General features: G+C 66.5%; 14 protein-coding genes. 6 read left to right on the plus strand and 8 right to left on the minus strand.

Features of this window, described 5'->3' with window-relative positions; all coding sequences use genetic code 11:
- Window positions 1–85 precede the first annotated feature (85 nt).
- A complete protein-coding gene (gene tyrS, locus CCX87_RS03490; RefSeq protein WP_087743765.1) occupies window positions 86–1,318 on the plus strand; it encodes a tyrosine--tRNA ligase in 1,233 nt (410 codons plus the stop codon).
- 259 nt (window positions 1,319–1,577) lie between these two features.
- Here tyrS and CCX87_RS03495 read toward each other — a convergent pair whose 3' ends face one another.
- Window positions 1,578–2,573 carry a LysR substrate-binding domain-containing protein gene (locus CCX87_RS03495; protein ID WP_087743767.1) on the minus strand — a complete coding sequence of 332 codons (996 nt, stop codon included), beginning with the start codon at window positions 2,571–2,573 and terminating at the stop codon, window positions 1,578–1,580.
- Between the two features lie 122 nt (window positions 2,574–2,695).
- Between CCX87_RS03495 and CCX87_RS03500 the strand changes: the two genes are divergently transcribed.
- Window positions 2,696–3,181: a DUF2917 domain-containing protein gene (locus tag CCX87_RS03500; protein ID WP_087743769.1), complete on the plus strand. Its 486-nt coding sequence runs from the start codon at window positions 2,696–2,698 to the stop codon at window positions 3,179–3,181.
- 14 nt (window positions 3,182–3,195) lie between these two features.
- Here the strand turns inward: CCX87_RS03500 and CCX87_RS03505 are convergent, their stop codons facing one another.
- Window positions 3,196–3,594, minus strand: coding sequence for a BLUF domain-containing protein (locus tag CCX87_RS03505; RefSeq protein ID WP_087743770.1), 399 nt, complete (start codon window positions 3,592–3,594; stop codon window positions 3,196–3,198).
- Between the two features lie 161 nt (window positions 3,595–3,755).
- Between CCX87_RS03505 and CCX87_RS03510 the strand changes: the two genes are divergently transcribed.
- From CCX87_RS03510 to CCX87_RS03520, 3 genes are all read left to right on the plus strand, one after another.
- Window positions 3,756–4,511, plus strand: coding sequence for a Crp/Fnr family transcriptional regulator (locus CCX87_RS03510; RefSeq protein WP_087743772.1), 756 nt, complete (start codon window positions 3,756–3,758; stop codon window positions 4,509–4,511).
- Window positions 4,512–4,678: 167 nt separating this feature from the next.
- Complete coding sequence (gene glmU, locus CCX87_RS03515; RefSeq protein WP_087743774.1) at window positions 4,679–6,109, plus strand: bifunctional UDP-N-acetylglucosamine diphosphorylase/glucosamine-1-phosphate N-acetyltransferase GlmU; 1,431 nt, start codon at window positions 4,679–4,681, stop codon at window positions 6,107–6,109.
- 7 nt (window positions 6,110–6,116) lie between these two features.
- Window positions 6,117–6,905 (plus strand): sensor histidine kinase, encoded by a 789-nt coding sequence (locus tag CCX87_RS03520; RefSeq protein WP_087743776.1) that lies wholly within the window; start codon window positions 6,117–6,119, stop codon window positions 6,903–6,905.
- 113 nt (window positions 6,906–7,018) lie between these two features.
- Here the strand turns inward: CCX87_RS03520 and CCX87_RS03525 are convergent, their stop codons facing one another.
- From CCX87_RS03525 to CCX87_RS03540, 4 genes are all read right to left on the minus strand, one after another.
- Entirely contained in the window at window positions 7,019–8,086 is a 1,068-nt protein-coding gene (locus CCX87_RS03525) for a GGDEF domain-containing protein (protein ID WP_087748155.1), read from the minus strand.
- A 124-nt stretch (window positions 8,087–8,210) separates the two neighbouring features.
- Window positions 8,211–8,555, minus strand: coding sequence for a chaperone modulator CbpM (locus CCX87_RS03530; protein ID WP_087743779.1), 345 nt, complete (start codon window positions 8,553–8,555; stop codon window positions 8,211–8,213).
- A gap of 2 nt (window positions 8,556–8,557) precedes the next feature.
- Complete coding sequence (locus tag CCX87_RS03535) at window positions 8,558–9,553, minus strand: DnaJ C-terminal domain-containing protein (protein WP_087743781.1); 996 nt, start codon at window positions 9,551–9,553, stop codon at window positions 8,558–8,560.
- 206 nt (window positions 9,554–9,759) lie between these two features.
- Window positions 9,760–10,248, minus strand: coding sequence for an Lrp/AsnC family transcriptional regulator (locus CCX87_RS03540; RefSeq protein ID WP_087743783.1), 489 nt, complete (start codon window positions 10,246–10,248; stop codon window positions 9,760–9,762).
- A gap of 138 nt (window positions 10,249–10,386) precedes the next feature.
- Here CCX87_RS03540 and glmS point away from each other — a divergent pair, with 138 nt between their 5' ends.
- Window positions 10,387–12,372, plus strand: coding sequence for a glutamine--fructose-6-phosphate transaminase (isomerizing) (gene glmS / locus CCX87_RS03545; RefSeq protein ID WP_087743786.1), 1,986 nt, complete (start codon window positions 10,387–10,389; stop codon window positions 12,370–12,372).
- On the opposite strand, the gene CCX87_RS03550 is transcribed toward glmS, so the two are convergent.
- Together CCX87_RS03550 and metK are read right to left on the minus strand one after the other, a co-directional pair.
- The gene (locus tag CCX87_RS03550; protein ID WP_087743788.1) at window positions 12,359–13,393 is read right to left on the minus strand and encodes a bifunctional nicotinamide-nucleotide adenylyltransferase/Nudix hydroxylase; all 1,035 of its coding nucleotides are present in this window, start codon (window positions 13,391–13,393) and stop codon (window positions 12,359–12,361) included. The genes glmS and CCX87_RS03550 overlap by 14 nt on opposite strands.
- A gap of 82 nt (window positions 13,394–13,475) precedes the next feature.
- Window positions 13,476–14,666, minus strand: a complete 1,191-nt coding sequence (metK, locus tag CCX87_RS03555; RefSeq protein WP_087743789.1) for a methionine adenosyltransferase — start codon at window positions 14,664–14,666, stop codon at window positions 13,476–13,478.
- Between the last annotated feature and the right edge of the window lie 13 nt (window positions 14,667–14,679).

Here is a 14,679-nt window from a genome sequence, read left to right on the forward strand (position 1 = left end):
AACGGCGAGACCACTAGAATCCGCCCACTGCAATGTGGGCTGAAGTATAGCGGCGCATGCTGTTCGGACATCCCAGAAAACCCTTATGAATCAATCTCTTGTTACAAAAAACCCGGTATCCGATGGTGTAAGGCAGGCCCTCGAAACCTCGTTGCGCGGCGTGGAAGAACTGCTGCCGCAGGATGAGTGGATCAAGAAACTGGCCCGATCCGAAGCCACAGGCCAACCCCTGCGCATCAAGCTGGGGCTGGATCCCACGGCGCCAGACATTCACATCGGCCACACGGTGGTGCTCAACAAGATGCGCCAGTTGCAAGATCTGGGCCACCAGGTCATCTTTTTGATCGGCGACTTCACCAGCCTGATCGGCGACCCTTCGGGCCGCAACAGCACGCGACCGCCGCTCACGCCCGAGCAGATCAAGCTGAACGCCGAAACCTACTACCGCCAGGCCAGCCTGGTGCTGGACCCGGCGCGCACCGAGATTCGCTACAACAGCGAGTGGTGCGAGCCGCTGGGCGCCACCGGCATGATCCAGCTGGCCGCAAAGTTCACTGTGGCGCGCATGATGGAGCGCAACGATTTTCACGACCGTTTCAAGGCGGGCAACCCCATTGCGGTGCACGAGTTTCTCTACCCGCTGATGCAGGGCTACGACTCGGTGGCGCTCAAGAGCGATCTGGAGCTCGGCGGCACCGACCAGAAGTTCAACCTGCTCATGGGCCGCCACCTGCAGCAGGAATACGGTCAGGAGCCGCAGTGCATTTTGACCATGCCGCTGCTCGAAGGCCTGGACGGCGTCGAGAAGATGTCCAAGTCCAAGAACAACTACATCGGCATCAGCGAAGACGCCAACACCATGTTCGCCAAGGTGCTGAGCATTTCCGACACGCTGATGTGGCGCTGGTACACGCTGCTGTCGTTCCAGTCGCTCGCGCAGATCGAGGCCCTGAAGGCCGAGGTGGCGGGCGGGCGCAACCCCAAGGACGCCAAGGTGGCGCTGGCCAAGGAAATCACCGCGCGCTTTCACAGCGCGGCGGCGGCCGACGCGGCCGAGCAGGATTTCATTAACCGCAGCAAGGGTGGCGTGCCCGACGAGATTCCCGAGGTGGCCTTGTCGGGCGCGCCGCTGGGCATTGGCGCTGTTCTGAAGCAGGCCAACCTGGCGCCTTCGACCAGCGAGGCCCATCGCCTGATCGACGGCGGCGGCGTGCGGGTGGATGGCGGCGTGGTCAGCGATCGTGGTCTCAAGCTTGATGTCGGCACCTACGTGGTGCAGGTGGGCAAGCGCAAGTTTGCCCGTGTGACTTTGGCCTGATTTTTTGATCAAAATGGCCGCTAGTGCTTGATAAATAAGCGCTGGCAGCTATCAAAATAAAAGCGCTGAACCCCGCTGGATCAGCGCTTTTTTGTTGTCAGAGGCTGAGAGTTTTTCGGCCGTGCCCGAAAGGCGCGTCAAAACGCGCCGGGTCTAGGCGCAAAACACAGCCATAGCTCGGGCTATGGCGAGTATTTGCAACGACGAACCGGTGTGTTTTGGCGTGCAAGGCGGGCATGGATAAAAGACTCTCAGCCTCTCAGTCCAGGTTGTCGTTCAAGTCCGGGTCCGGCACATCGCCAATCGCCTCGCGCGTGGCCTGCGCCTGGAGCTCCAGCCAGGCGCAGAACGCCTTGATCTCGGGCCGCTGGCTGCTGCGTGGCCCGACCATGAGCCAGTAGGCCAGCGGCGAATCGATGCGGTGGCCGGGCAGCACCTCCACCAGGTCGCCAGAGGCCAGCGCATCGGCAATCAGCGGCATGCGCGCCAGCGCCAGGCCCTGGCCTGCCAGCGCGGCCTGCACGATCTGCTGCGCATAGTTGAAGTAAAGCCAGCGCTCGGGCTGCAGCTTGGCCAGGTCGCGCCCCTCCAGCCAGCGGCGCCAGCTGAGCCATTCCAGGTGCTGGCTGCGGTGCGCGTCGCCCGCCTCGATCAGGGTGAACTGGGCCACGTCGGCGGGCGTGCGCAGGGGTTTGCCGCTTTTGAGCAGCCAGGGGCTGGCCACCACCGCCAGCTGCTCGCCAAACAGGCGCTGCCCGCCCTGCGTTCCGGGGCCGGGCAGGCTGTAGCGCAGGGCCAGGTCCACGTCTGAGGTTTCCAGATCGACCTGCACGTCGCTCGCATCGATGCGGATGTCGATGCCCGGGTTGTCGCGCTGAAACTCTTCCATGCGCGGAATCAGCCACATCGACGCAAAGCTGGCCCAGGTGGTGACGGCCACGCTGCGGCGTCCGGCCGTCTGGCGCACCAGGCGCACGGCGGCGTCCATGCGTTCGAGCGCCGGGCCCACGGCGCGCTGCAGCTGCGCGCCCGCGCCGGTCAGTTCCACCGCCCGCGTGTGGCGCAGGAACAGCGCCACGCCCACTTCGTCTTCCAGCGCCTGGATCTGGCGGCTGACAGCGGATTGCGTCAGCGCCAGCTCATCGGCTGCCGCGCGAAAGTTCAGGTGCCGCGCCACGGCCAGAAAGGCGCGCCAGTGGCCGGTGGCCACGGGGCGGGTGCGCAGCACGGCGGGGGCGTATTCGGCAGCAGGCATGGGGTGGGTTATTAATGCGTGGATGGAATGAATAGCGTAGCGCGTTTTCATTGGACTGTGTGCATGGGGCGGCGCACCATTCGGTCTCTTCAATACACATTGCTCGTGCCAAGGAGGCTGCCATGTCATCCCATCATGTTCTGAAATTGCAACAATCCGTTCAGGCCAGCCTGGCGGGCTGCGCGGCGGCCGGTGGCTGGAAACTGGCCGCTGGCCAGGCCGTTTCGCTGCGCACAAACACACCCGGCGTGCTGGAGATTGCCCGGGGCCGCGTGTGGCTCACCCTGGGCGGGTCGTTCAACCATCTGCCTGGTGCCGCGGTCGATCATGTGCTGCACGCGGGCGAGCGCCTCGCCATCGCGCCGGGCCAGCAGGTGGTGATGGAGGCGTGGAACCCATCCGGCGGCGGCGATGCTGTGGCATTTCGCTGGGAGGCCGGGACGGCACCGGCCAAGGCACCGGCTGCCAGCGCGGTCGCCCGCGACTGGGAAAATGGCGTGGTGAATGTGGCGGGCGCGGGCGGGCGGTGTGCCGCTGGCCTGGCGCGGTTTGTGGGGCGTTGGATCACCCACCAGCGCCAGCGGACAACCTGCTCTGTGCTGCCGTGAGCCATCCTTTGAACTTAGCGCACCAGCTCGCCGCGCACGGCATCAAACGCGGCCAGCGCTGCGTCTCCGTCCAGGGTCTCCATGCGGGCCAAGGCGTCCACGTCTTCCACCGTGCTGAAGGCCAGGCTGAAATGCTGAAAGCGCCGCCCCGCCAGCGGGCCGTGGTGCAGCACCTCGACGTTGATGTGGCGCGGGTCGTTGCGAATGCGTTCAATGAGTTTGAGCACGGCCTTTTGCGGGCCTTCCAGCTGCTGGCAAAAGCGCTGGCCGTCAAAGATCAGCAGCCCGGTGATGTTGTGTTGTGCATTGGCCAGGCGCGCGCGCCCGGCGATCTGTGCCACCACGCTCAGCGGTAGCGTGGGGGCGAGGGTGCTCACATAGAGAACCTCGTAGAGGGCGGAGCAGGGTTTCATAAGTGCGGCCCAATGTAGGGGGGGCCGACCCACCGCGCAATGTCAAAAGACATAGATGTAACCATCGATTGATCGACCGATCGCACCTCGGTGCCGCGCCTGCGGGTGGGCGCTGTTGCACGATCAGCGTGGGGGCTGCTCATCCCTAGAATCGGCACACCATGAATGCATCTCTGCCGTCCCACGCATGCCCTCCCTCGTGCCAGCAATGCCGCTTGCGCAAAACGGGCGCGTTCACGGCGGTCAAGCCCGAGGTGCTGGATTTCATTGAGGGGTTTCGCACCGATAGTGTGGCGGTGGCTGCCGGCGGTGCACTGGTGCGCGAGAACCAGACCAATGCCAAGCTGTTCACGCTGTATTCGGGCTGGGCGTTTCGCTACAAGACGCTGAGCGACGGGCGCCGCCAGATTCTCAATTTCTTGCTGCCCGGTGACCTGGTGGGGCTGCAGCAGGAGTTTGGCGATGTGTCCGCCCATGGCATCGAGGCGCTGACCGACTGCTCGCTGTGCGTGTTCCAGAACGACAGCCTGTGGGCGCTGTTTCGTGAGCACCCGCGCCTGGGTTACGACATCACTTGGCTGTCGGCCCATGAAGAAGGCCATGTGGACGACAACCTGCTGACCGCTGGGCGCCGCAACGCCACCGAGCGCGTGGCCATGCTGCTCATGCACCTGTACCGGCGGCTCGACCGCATCGGGCTGGTGGAAGATGGCTCGGTGGCGTTTCCGCTCAACCAGCAGCACATTGCCGACGCGCTGGGGCTGTCGCTGGTGCACACCAACAAGACGCTGCGGCGCCTGTCGCTGCTGGGCCTGCACGAGCTGAAGAACGGGCGGCTGCGCCTGCTCAACACCCGCGCGCTGGCGCGCATTGCCGAGTATTACGACACGCCGCCGCGGCTGATGCCGCTGCTGTAGGGGTTGCCTGTTGCGGCAAAATGTGATCAAAATCGCCTCTAGCGCTTGCCAGATAAGCGCTGGCAGCTATTGTTTAAGTAGCGTTTGATGCCCGGTATGCCGCAACCGATAATCCACGCCATGCCCGCGCACCGGGCTTGCGTTGCGCACACCAACATTTCTTTTCCATGACCTCACTTGACATCCTCATCATGGCGGCCGGCAAGGGCACGCGCATGAAAAGCCGTATCCCCAAAGTGCTGCAGCGCCTGGCCGGGCGCCCGCTGCTGCACCATGTGCTCGATCAGGCGGCACACCTGCAGGCGCGCAGTGCCATCGTCATCACGGGCCATGGCGCTACAGAAGTGGAAGCTGCTACCGCAGGTGCAGCAAGCGCTGGAGGCGATTTTGACCTCAAATTTGTGCGCCAGGAACCGCAGCTGGGCACGGGCCACGCCGTGCAGCAGGCCGTGCCGCACCTGCGTGACGACGGCACGGTGGTGGTGCTGTCGGGCGATGTGCCCCTGACCCAGGCCGACACGCTGCGCGCGCTGGTGGCTGCCAGCGCCGGCGGGCAGATGGCGCTACTGACCGTGACCCTGCCCGACCCCACGGGCTACGGCCGCATCGTGCGCAATGCCGAAGGCGCGGTGCAAGGCATTGTGGAGCACAAAGATGCGACGGACGCCCAGCGTGCCATCACCGAGGTTTACAGCGGCATCATGGCCGTGCCCGCGCGCCTGTTGCGTGGCTGGTTGGCACGGCTGACCAACCACAATGCCCAGGGTGAGTATTACCTCACCGACATCGTCGCCATGGCCGTGGCCGACGGCGTGCCCGTGGCGGCCCACCGCATCACCGATGCGCTGCAGGTGGCGGGCGTGAACAGCCCGCTGCAACTGGCCGAGCTGGAGCGTGCCCACCAACTGCGCACCGCGCGCAGCCTGATGGAGCAGGGCGTGCGCCTGGCCGACCCGGCGCGCTTCGATCTGCGCGACGATGCCCGCACCGGCGTGCGCGGCGAGCTGGTCTGCGGGCAGGACGTGGAGATTGACGTGAACTGTGTCTTCACCGGCCGTGTGGAGCTGGGCGAGGGCGTGGCCATCGGCGCGAACTGCTGCATTGCCAATGCGCGCATCGCGGCAGGCGCCGTGATCCACCCCTTCACCCACATCGACGGCGAAAAGCTGGGCGCCACCGTGGGCGAGGGCGCGCTGGTCGGCCCCTTTGCCCGCCTGCGCCCGGGCGCGCAACTGGGCCGCGAGGTGCACATCGGCAACTTCGTGGAAGTGAAGAACTCCACGCTGGCCGATGGCGCCAAAGCCAACCATCTGGCCTACCTGGGCGACGCCACCGTGGGCGAGCGCGTGAACTACGGCGCCGGCAGCATCACCGCCAACTACGACGGCGCCAACAAGCACCGCACCGTGATCGAGGCCGACGTGCACATCGGCAGCAACTGCGTGCTGGTGGCGCCTGTGACCATTGGCGCGGGCGCCACGGTGGGCGGTGGCAGCACCATCACCAAGGACGTGCCTGCGGGGGCGCTGGGCGTGGCGCGGGGCAAGCAGATCACCAAGGAATGCTGGCAGCGCCCCGCCAAGTTGCCCAAGGCATGAAGCAGGCATGACGCAGCCCGCCAGCCCCGCCGAGGTCGCGCAACTGCGCGCCGAGCTGGCCCGCAGCCAGCAGCAGGTGGCCGACATGGCCGCCGCGCAGGACGAGTTCTTGCGCGCCGTCTCGCACGACCTGCGCGCGCCGCTGCGGCATGTCACCTCGTACGGCACGCTGGTGCGCGAGGTGCTGGCCGACCTGCCGCCCGAGGTGGCGCAGGGCGCCGAGGTGCAGGAGGCGCTGGGTTTTCTGGCCACCATGGACCAGTCCGCCCGGCGCATGGGGCTCATGATCGACGGCCTGCTGGCCCTGGTGCGCGCCAGCCGTGCGCCGCTGCACCCGCAACCCGTGCCGCTGGCAGATGCCATCGCCCGTGCGCGCGCGGCGCTGCCCCCCGATGGCGCGGGCCGTGCCGTGGCGTGGCGCGTGGCCGAGTTGCCCACGCTGCAGGCCGACCCGGCGCTGCTGCAGGTGCTGCTGGTGCAGCTGCTGGGCAATGCCCTCAAGTTCACGCGCCCTGTGTCTCAGCCCTGCATCTGCGTGCAGGCCGATGCCGCGCCCGCAGGCCAGGTGGCCTTCACGGTGCAGGACAACGGCGTGGGGTTTGACCCCGCGCGTGCGGGCTCACTCTTCGGCGTGTTCCAGCGCCTGCACCGGGAAACCGAATTTGACGGCGTGGGCACCGGGCTGGCGCTGTGCCGCGCCATTGCGCAACGCCACGAAGCGCAGATCAGCGCCACGGCGGTGCCGGGCGGCGGCTGCACGGTGCGGGTGGAGTGGCCGCAGGTGCCGGCTGCCTGATTTCTCCAGCCGCTGGTGCGTGCACCGGTAGCCGCCGGGAGTGTTTGCCGAATTCCTGGGCGGAGTGCCGGCGCCGGATTCGCGGGGTTGACCGGCGGCTGAACCGCAGGTGCCTACATCAGCGGCGCCTGCACCCCAGGCACCAGTGTCGGCATGGCACCGGCCGACACCCGGTTGCGCCCCGCTGCCTTGGCCTGGTAAAGCGCGGCGTCGGCGGCATTGGTCCAGGCGCGCAGGCCGTCGTGGCGGTGGTCGGCCGCTGCCACGCCCAGGCTGCTGCTGAAGCGCAGGGTGGGCAGGTCGTGCAGCTGCAGGGCCTGCACCTGTTCGCGGATGCGCTGGGCCACCACCATGGCATCGTCCAGGCGCATGCCGCGCAGCACGATGGCAAATTCGTCGCCGCCGTAGCGGCCTGCGCAGTCGGTGGCGCGCACGTTGCTCAGCACGATGCGCGCCAGCGCGCGCAGCACTTCGTCGCCCACGGTGTGGCCATGCTGGTCGTTGATCTGCTTGAAATGGTCAATGTCCAGCATCACCAGGCAGGCGGGCTCGCCGGTGGCGTGGTGGCGGCGCAGCGTGGCTTCGGCCTGCTCCTGCCAGTGACCGCGGCCACACAGGCCGGTGAGGGCGTCGATGCGCCCTAGCGCGTCGAGCTGCTGGTTTTGCTGCGACACCTTGCGGATCAGGCGGTAGCTCACCACGCTGACCGACAGCGTGTGCAGCGCCATCACGGGCAGGCACGCAATGATCACCGGCATGGATGTCTCTGGCGCCCAGTGCAAGCCGGTCAAGGCCGCACTGGCCGCCGCCGCGCCCGCCATACCGGGCGGCGAGCGCGCCCACAGGCCGCGGATGCCGGTGGTGATCTTGTCCACCATGGTCAGGGTGAGCAGCAACACGCTGGGCAGCAAATTGAAGTGCATCAGCGGCACCAGAGACGCCACCAGCGCTGAATCGGCCAGCAGGTTGCGAATTTCTGCGCGGTAGGGATCGGCGCTGCGGCGGCTCAACTGGTAGGCCACATGGGGCCAGACCAAGGCGATCAGCGCCAGGTAAAGCCAGCCCGGCAGGCTGGCCTGGCGTTCCCACAGTACCACGCCCACCACCACGCTGCCGAGCCCCATGCCCAGCACGCGCAGGGGGTAGACCCGGCGATGGAGTTGGCGTTTGGCATCGGACATGGTGGAGCGGTCAGGGGTTGCCGCCACTTTGGCGCGGCGTGCTGGGCGCAACAGGGGCGGGAATTCGTTACGAAAGCCTACATGAACGGCACCGCCAGCGCCAGCCATCAATGTCCATGGCATGTCATCCCGGCATGGGGCCGTGGCCCGTTGCGGCTTCCAGGTGTTGCAGGCGCTGGCGCAGTTGTGCCACTTCTTCGATCAGGTCAGCCGTGAGGGCGGCGAGCTCGGGGTCGGCGTCGAAGGTGGTTTCCAGCTGGGCCAGCCGGCGCGCGCGCACCACGGTGGCGCTGGCAAAGCGCCAGTGGCCGCCCAGGCTGTCGGCCTGCAGCAGACCGGCCTCCAGCCGTTCGCTGACCCAGCCCGGCGCCACGTGGCAGATGCGTGCCAGGTCCTCCAGGGAAAACAGGGCGGTGTCGTCCAGCAGTTCGCCCGGCTGCACGTTGGGGGTGTTGTGGGCAGTTGTCATGGTCAGGCTCCCTGGGTGGCGCGCGGGTCGAAGCGGGGAAAGGCCTTGGCTATCGCGGTGTAGGCGGCGCGCTCGGCGTCGCTGTGGGCCGGCGGCAGGGCGACGCTCAGTTCCAAGTACAGGTCTCCTGGCGTGGCGGCGGGAATGCCCCGGCCCTTCAGGCGCAGCTTGCGCGCGGATTTCCAGTGTGCTGGCACGGTCACCTCCAGGGCGCCGGCGGGGGTGTGCACCTCGATGACGGCGCCCAGTTCGGCCTCCCAGGGGGCCACGGCCACGGGTTGGTAGACATCGCGGTCGATGGCGCGCCAGCGGGGGTCGGGTTTGAATTGCACCTCCAGGAACAGGTCGCCCGCAGGGGCGCCGCCCGTGCCGGGGCTGCCCTGGCCCGTCAGGCGGATGAGCTGCCCTTCGCGCACACCCTTCGGTATCTTGACCTGCAGGTTGCGTTGTTCGTGCACCATGCGGCCCGCGTCGTCGAGCCGGGCACCACGCAGCGTCAGGCTGCGCTCGGCGCCCTGGTAGGCGTCCAGCAGATCGAGCTCGATCCTGGCGTGGTGGTCGTTGCCGCGCGATGGCTGCGGTGTCCCACCCCATTCGGCATCCCGTGGCGCTTCACGGTATTGGCTTTGGGCACGCTGGGCGCGCGCATGGCGGCCAAAAAGCTGCTCGAAGAAGTCACTGAATTCGCCGTCGGGCCCACCGGCGGTGCCGGCCCCGTCGGAGAACTCGAAGCCGGCGTCCCAGTTGGGTGGCGGTCGGAAATCCTGCCCCGGGCGGTGTGGCGCCTGGCGGCCCAGCGCGTCGTAGGCTTCGCGCTTTTCGGGATCGGAGAGCACGGCGTTGGCCTCGTTCACCTCGGCCATGCGGGCTGCGGCGTCGGCTTCCTTGCTCACGTCGGGGTGGTATTTGCGCGCCAGCTTGCGGTAGGCCTTCTTGATGTCATCGGCGGTGGCCGTTTTGCTGACACCCAGCACCTGGTAGTAGTCCTTGAATTCCATGCGGCGTTTCCTTCGCGGTGGGGCTGCGCGGGGCAGTTGCTGGGAGGCTGTCGGACTTGGAGCGTCGATTTGCAGCCGACGATTTCCAAGTCCGACAGCCTCCTATGGCTACTGTATGCCCCGGGCTGGCGCCGTGGCAATCCGGGGCGCTTGCCGCAGGTGGCATGCGTTCGGATTACTTCAAAAATGATAGCTGAAAGTGCTTGTCAGGTAAGCGCTAGCGGTATTTTTGTTTCAAATTTTGCACGGCGGGTGGCAAAAAAGGCTTTGACATTGCGCACATTGGCATCGCCCGTGAACAGGCGCTGCGACAGCGCCAGGTAGCCCGGCATGTCGCGCGTGTGCACCACCAGCATGAAATCCGGCCCCGGCGACACGCGCCAGCACTGTTGCACGCAGTCGTCGGCCACGGCGCGGGCTTCGAACGCATCCAGCCATTCGCCGCCCTGGCGGTCCAGCGTCACCTCCACCATGGCCGACAGCCCGTGGCCCTGCAGCGCCGCCAGCCGGTCGGGTTGCAGCAGGGCAACCTGGCGCTCGATCAGCCCGGCATCGTGCAGGCGCTTGACCCGCCGCAGGCAGGTGGGCGGCGACACATGCACCTGCTGCGCGAGCGACTGGTTGCTCTGCGCGGCGTCGGTTTGCAGAAGGTTGAGCAGCTGCAGGTCTGTGGCATCTAGCAATATTTGTTCCATGCATTGATTAGAAATGAATTTAAATTTCATTCATAACGACTGGTGAAATTTAAGTTCAAATCTTTGCAAATATCAATCGAATATTTTTCGGTAGGCTGCCTACCATCGCCCCATCTTTTTCCAATTGAGGCAACCACCATGTGCGGCATCGTCGGCGCGGTCTCCACGCGCAACATCGTTCCCATCCTCGTCCAGGGCCTGCAGCGGCTCGAATACCGGGGCTATGACTCGTGCGGCGTGGCCGTGCATGCCGCCAGTCTGGATGCCACGCGCCATGGCACGGCAGACGGTGGGCTGCAGCGCGCCCGCAGCACCGCCCGTGTGGCCGAGCTGCTGGAACAGGTGCAGGCCGACCACCTGGAAGGCGCCACCGGCATTGCCCATACCCGCTGGGCCACGCACGGCGCGCCAGCGGTGCACAACGCCCATCCCCATTTCAGCCACGGCACGGGCAGCGACGCCGCTGCCGGTCCGGCGCTGCCGGGCCAGCCAGCTGAAAGCGACCCGGCGCGGCCGGGCCGCGTGGCCCTGGTGCACAACGGCATCATCGAAAACCACGAAGAGCTGCGTGCCGCCCTGCAGGCGCGCGGCTATGTGTTTGTGAGCCAGACCGACACCGAAGTCATTGCGCACCTGGTGGACAGCCATTACAGCGGCGACCTGTTCGACGCCGTGCGGGCCGCCATCGCCGAACTGCATGGTGCCTACGCCATTGCCGTGATCCACAAGGACGAGCCCCACCGCGTGGTGGGCGCGCGTGCGGGTTCGCCGCTGATCCTGGGTGTGGGCAAGGATGCTGCCGAAGGGGCTGCGGCGCCGCGCGAGCATTTCCTGGCCAGCGACGCCATGGCCCTGGCGGGCGTCACCGACCAGATCGTGTACCTCGAAGAAGGCGATCTGGTGGATTTGCAACTGGGCCGCTACTGGATCGTTGGCAAAGACGGCGCGGCGTTGACGCCGACGCAACGCCCCGTGCGCACCGTGCAGGCGCACAGCGGCGCGGCCGAGCTGGGGCCGTATCGCCACTACATGCAAAAGGAAATCTTCGAGCAGCCGCGCGCCATCGCCGACACGCTCGAAGGCGTCGCCGGCATCGTGCCCGAGCTGTTTGACGGCGCCGGCCTGCATGGCGAGCCGGGCGCCGCCGCCTGGCGCGTGTTCAAGGAGATCGACAGCGTGCTCATCCTGGCCTGCGGCACCAGCTATTACAGCGGCTGCGCGGCCAAATACTGGCTGGAGGAAATTGCCGGCATTCCCACCCAGGTGGAAGTGGCCAGCGAATACCGCTACCGCACCAGCGTGCCCAACCCGCGCACGCTGGTCGTCACCATCAGCCAAAGTGGCGAAACCGCCGACACCCTGGCCGCGCTGCGCCACGCGCAAAGCCTGGGCATGCAGCACACGCTGACCATTTGCAACGTGGCCACCAGCGCCATGGTGCGCGAATGCAAGCTGGCCTACATCACCCGCGCGGGGGTCGAGATCGGCGTGGCCAGCACCAAGGCCTTCACCACGCAGCTGGCAGGCCTGTTCTTGCTGACGCTGGCGCTGGCCCAATCCAAAGGCCGCCTGAGCGAGGAGCAGGAAGCCGCCCACCTCAAGGCCATGCGCCACCTGCCCGTGGCCCTGCAGGCCGTGCTGGCGCTCGAACCCCAGATCATCAGCTGGGCCGAAGACTTTGCCCGCATGGAAAACGCCTTGTTCCTGGGCCGTGGGTTGCACTACCCCATCGCGCTCGAAGGCGCCTTGAAGCTCAAGGAAATCAGCTACATCCACGCCGAGGCCTATCCGGCGGGCGAGCTCAAGCACGGCCCCCTGGCCTTGGTGACCAGCGCCATGCCGGTGGTGACCGTGGCGCCCAACGACGCGCTGCTGGAAAAGCTCAAAAGCAACATGCAGGAAGTGCGCGCGCGCGGCGGCGTGCTGTATGTGCTGGCGGACGCCGACACCCACATCGAAAGCAGCGAAGGCATCCACGTCATCCGCATGCCCGAGCACTACGGCCACCTCAGCCCGTTGTTGCATGTGGTGCCGCTGCAGCTGCTGGCGTATCACACGGCCTGCGCGCTCGGCACCGATGTGGACAAACCCAGAAACCTGGCCAAGTCGGTTACGGTGGAGTAATGATCAGAAAATGGTCCAGCATGTGGAAGTGGTCTTCAAAGAACTCTTCCTCCATCGCGGCCAGCTTTGCCACAGCAACCCACTCCACCTGCATGGCGTCGTCATCGGCCCGCACGGCCGGAAACGGCGCATCGCCCAGGTCGAAGTAATGCGCATGCGTGATGGTGCGTCCGCGCTGGCTGCGGTCGGGGTGGTCGAACACCGCCACCGACTGCAGCGCCGCTCGCATGCGGGCTTCGGGAAGTGCGCAATGGGTCTCTTCGGCCAGTTCGCGCAGGCAAGATTGCCACACGGTCTCGCGCTGCTCGATAAAGCCCCCCGGCACCGCCCGCTGGCCCTTGCCGGGCGCGTGGGCGCGGCGGATCAGCAGCACATGGTTCTGGCAGCGCACCACGGCATCCACCGTGACGAATACTGGCGGGTAGGGTGCGGCAGACCAGGCCTCGCGGTAGTCGCGCAGCATGCGCCACTCTTCATGCAGTGCGGGGTAGTCAGGGGTTTGTGCAAAGCGCTCGAGAAAGCCCAGGGTGCTCTCGGGCATCTGGGTGGCCAGGTCATCCAGGCCTGCCCGGGCGGTGGCAGGCGTGGCACCAAAGTAGGCATCGCGGATGACCGTGGCATCGATGCGGCCCTGGCGGTCCACGTTGATCAGCTCCCAGCCAGGAAAGGCGCTCAGATAGCTGCTGGTCGCATCCTTGAAGTGGCCCACCAGGCCGATGCGCGCATCCGTCGGTGTCATCTGGGCCACGCCATTGCGCACGGCCCGCACCCACACGGCCTCGTCGTAGTAGTCGCGCATGGGCAGCACCTGCACACGGGCCCGGTCGGGCCCGGTCAGGGCGCCCAGCATCATGTCGGCGCGCTCATGCCAGGTGAATGGGTTCTTGGGCGAGCGTGCCTGCCAGGCCGACCCCATCACCACGATCACGCTGCGGGCGCTGGCGAGTGCACGCTGCAGCAAGGCCATGTGGCCGTTGTGGACGGGCTCAAAACGCCCGATGTAGATGGCGGTGTCGTACATGTGTCTCCGTTCTTTTGGGGCGTTCGGCACGTTGACGGGCCGGTCGCTGCCCACCGTGCCGCAGCACGGTGGGCTCAGACTCTCAGAGCCCCGCAGCCGCGCGCAGCGCCGCAGCCTTGTCTGTGCGTTCCCAGCTGAACTCGGGCTCTTCACGCCCGAAGTGGCCGTAGGCGGCCGTCTTTTCGTAGATGGGGCGCAGCAGGTCCAGCATCTGGATGATGCCCTTGGGGCGCAGGTCGAAGTGCTCGCGCACCAGTGCGGCCAGGCGCTCGTCCGACACCACGCCCGTGCCTTCTGTGTACACCGTGATGTTCATGGGCTCGGCCACGCCGATGGCGTAGGCCACCTGGATCTGGCACTGGCGCGCCAGGCCTGCAGCCACGATGTTCTTGGCCACATAGCGGGCGGCGTAGGCGGCCGAGCGGTCCACCTTCGTTGGGTCCTTGCCGCTGAAGGCACCGCCGCCGTGGGGGCAGGCGCCGCCGTAGGTGTCCACGATGATCTTGCGGCCGGTCAGGCCGCAGTCGCCCTGCGGGCCGCCGATGACAAAGCGGCCCGTGGGGTTGATCAGGTAGCGCGTGTTCTGCAGCCACTCCTTGGGCAGCACGGGCTTGATGATCTCTTCGATGACGGCTTCGGTGAACGAGGCCTTCATCTTGGTTTGGGTTTCGCTCTGGTCGGGGTGGTGCTGGGTGGAGAGCACCACGGTGTCGATGCTGTGCGGCTTGCCATCCACATAGCGCATCGTCACTTGCGACTTGGCATCGGGGCGCAGGAAGGGCAGGCGGCCGTCCTTGCGCAGCTGGGCCTGGCGTTCCACCAGGCGGTGCGCGTAGTAGATGGGCGCGGGCATCAGCTCGGGCGTCTCGTCGCAGGCGTAGCCGAACATCAGGCCCTGGTCGCCGGCGCCGGTGTTCAGGTGGTCGTCGCTCGCGTGGTCCACGCCCTGGGCGATGTCATTGCTTTGCTTGTCGTAGGCCACCAGCACGGCGCAGCCACGATAGTCAATGCCGTAGTCGGTGTTGTCGTAGCCGATGCGCTTGATGGTGTCGCGCGCAATTTGAATGTAGTCAGGCGTCTGGGCATCGGACCGGATGCTGATTTCGCCCGCCAGAACCACCAACCCGGTATTGGTCAAGGTTTCTGCTGCAACCCGTGCTCGTGGGTCTACCTTGAGGATCGCATCGAGAATCGCATCCGAGATCTGGTCAGCCACCTTGTCGGGGTGGCCTTCGGAGACGGATTCCGAGGTAAAGAGAAAGTCGTTCGCCATTTGAATAAACTCC

Source organism: Acidovorax sp. T1 (genome assembly GCF_002176815.1).
GTDB lineage: Bacteria > Pseudomonadota > Gammaproteobacteria > Burkholderiales > Burkholderiaceae_C > Acidovorax.

Coding starts and splice junctions, on each gene's coding strand:
- CCX87_RS03550 (WP_087743788.1), bottom strand. CDS start 13,393: ATGTACGACACCGCCATCTACATCGGGCGTTTTGAGCCCGTCCACAAC.
- CCX87_RS03520 (WP_087743776.1), top strand. CDS start 6,117: ATGACGCAGCCCGCCAGCCCCGCCGAGGTCGCGCAACTGCGCGCCGAG.
- tyrS (WP_087743765.1), top strand. CDS start 86: ATGAATCAATCTCTTGTTACAAAAAACCCGGTATCCGATGGTGTAAGG.
- CCX87_RS03540 (WP_087743783.1), bottom strand. CDS start 10,248: ATGGAACAAATATTGCTAGATGCCACAGACCTGCAGCTGCTCAACCTT.
- CCX87_RS03495 (WP_087743767.1), bottom strand. CDS start 2,573: ATGCCTGCTGCCGAATACGCCCCCGCCGTGCTGCGCACCCGCCCCGTG.
- CCX87_RS03525 (WP_087748155.1), bottom strand. CDS start 8,086: ATGTCCGATGCCAAACGCCAACTCCATCGCCGGGTCTACCCCCTGCGC.
- CCX87_RS03535 (WP_087743781.1), bottom strand. CDS start 9,553: ATGGAATTCAAGGACTACTACCAGGTGCTGGGTGTCAGCAAAACGGCC.
- glmU (WP_087743774.1), top strand. CDS start 4,679: ATGACCTCACTTGACATCCTCATCATGGCGGCCGGCAAGGGCACGCGC.
- CCX87_RS03500 (WP_087743769.1), top strand. CDS start 2,696: ATGTCATCCCATCATGTTCTGAAATTGCAACAATCCGTTCAGGCCAGC.
- CCX87_RS03505 (WP_087743770.1), bottom strand. CDS start 3,594: ATGAAACCCTGCTCCGCCCTCTACGAGGTTCTCTATGTGAGCACCCTC.
- metK (WP_087743789.1), bottom strand. CDS start 14,666: ATGGCGAACGACTTTCTCTTTACCTCGGAATCCGTCTCCGAAGGCCAC.
- CCX87_RS03530 (WP_087743779.1), bottom strand. CDS start 8,555: ATGACAACTGCCCACAACACCCCCAACGTGCAGCCGGGCGAACTGCTG.
- glmS (WP_087743786.1), top strand. CDS start 10,387: ATGTGCGGCATCGTCGGCGCGGTCTCCACGCGCAACATCGTTCCCATC.
- CCX87_RS03510 (WP_087743772.1), top strand. CDS start 3,756: ATGAATGCATCTCTGCCGTCCCACGCATGCCCTCCCTCGTGCCAGCAA.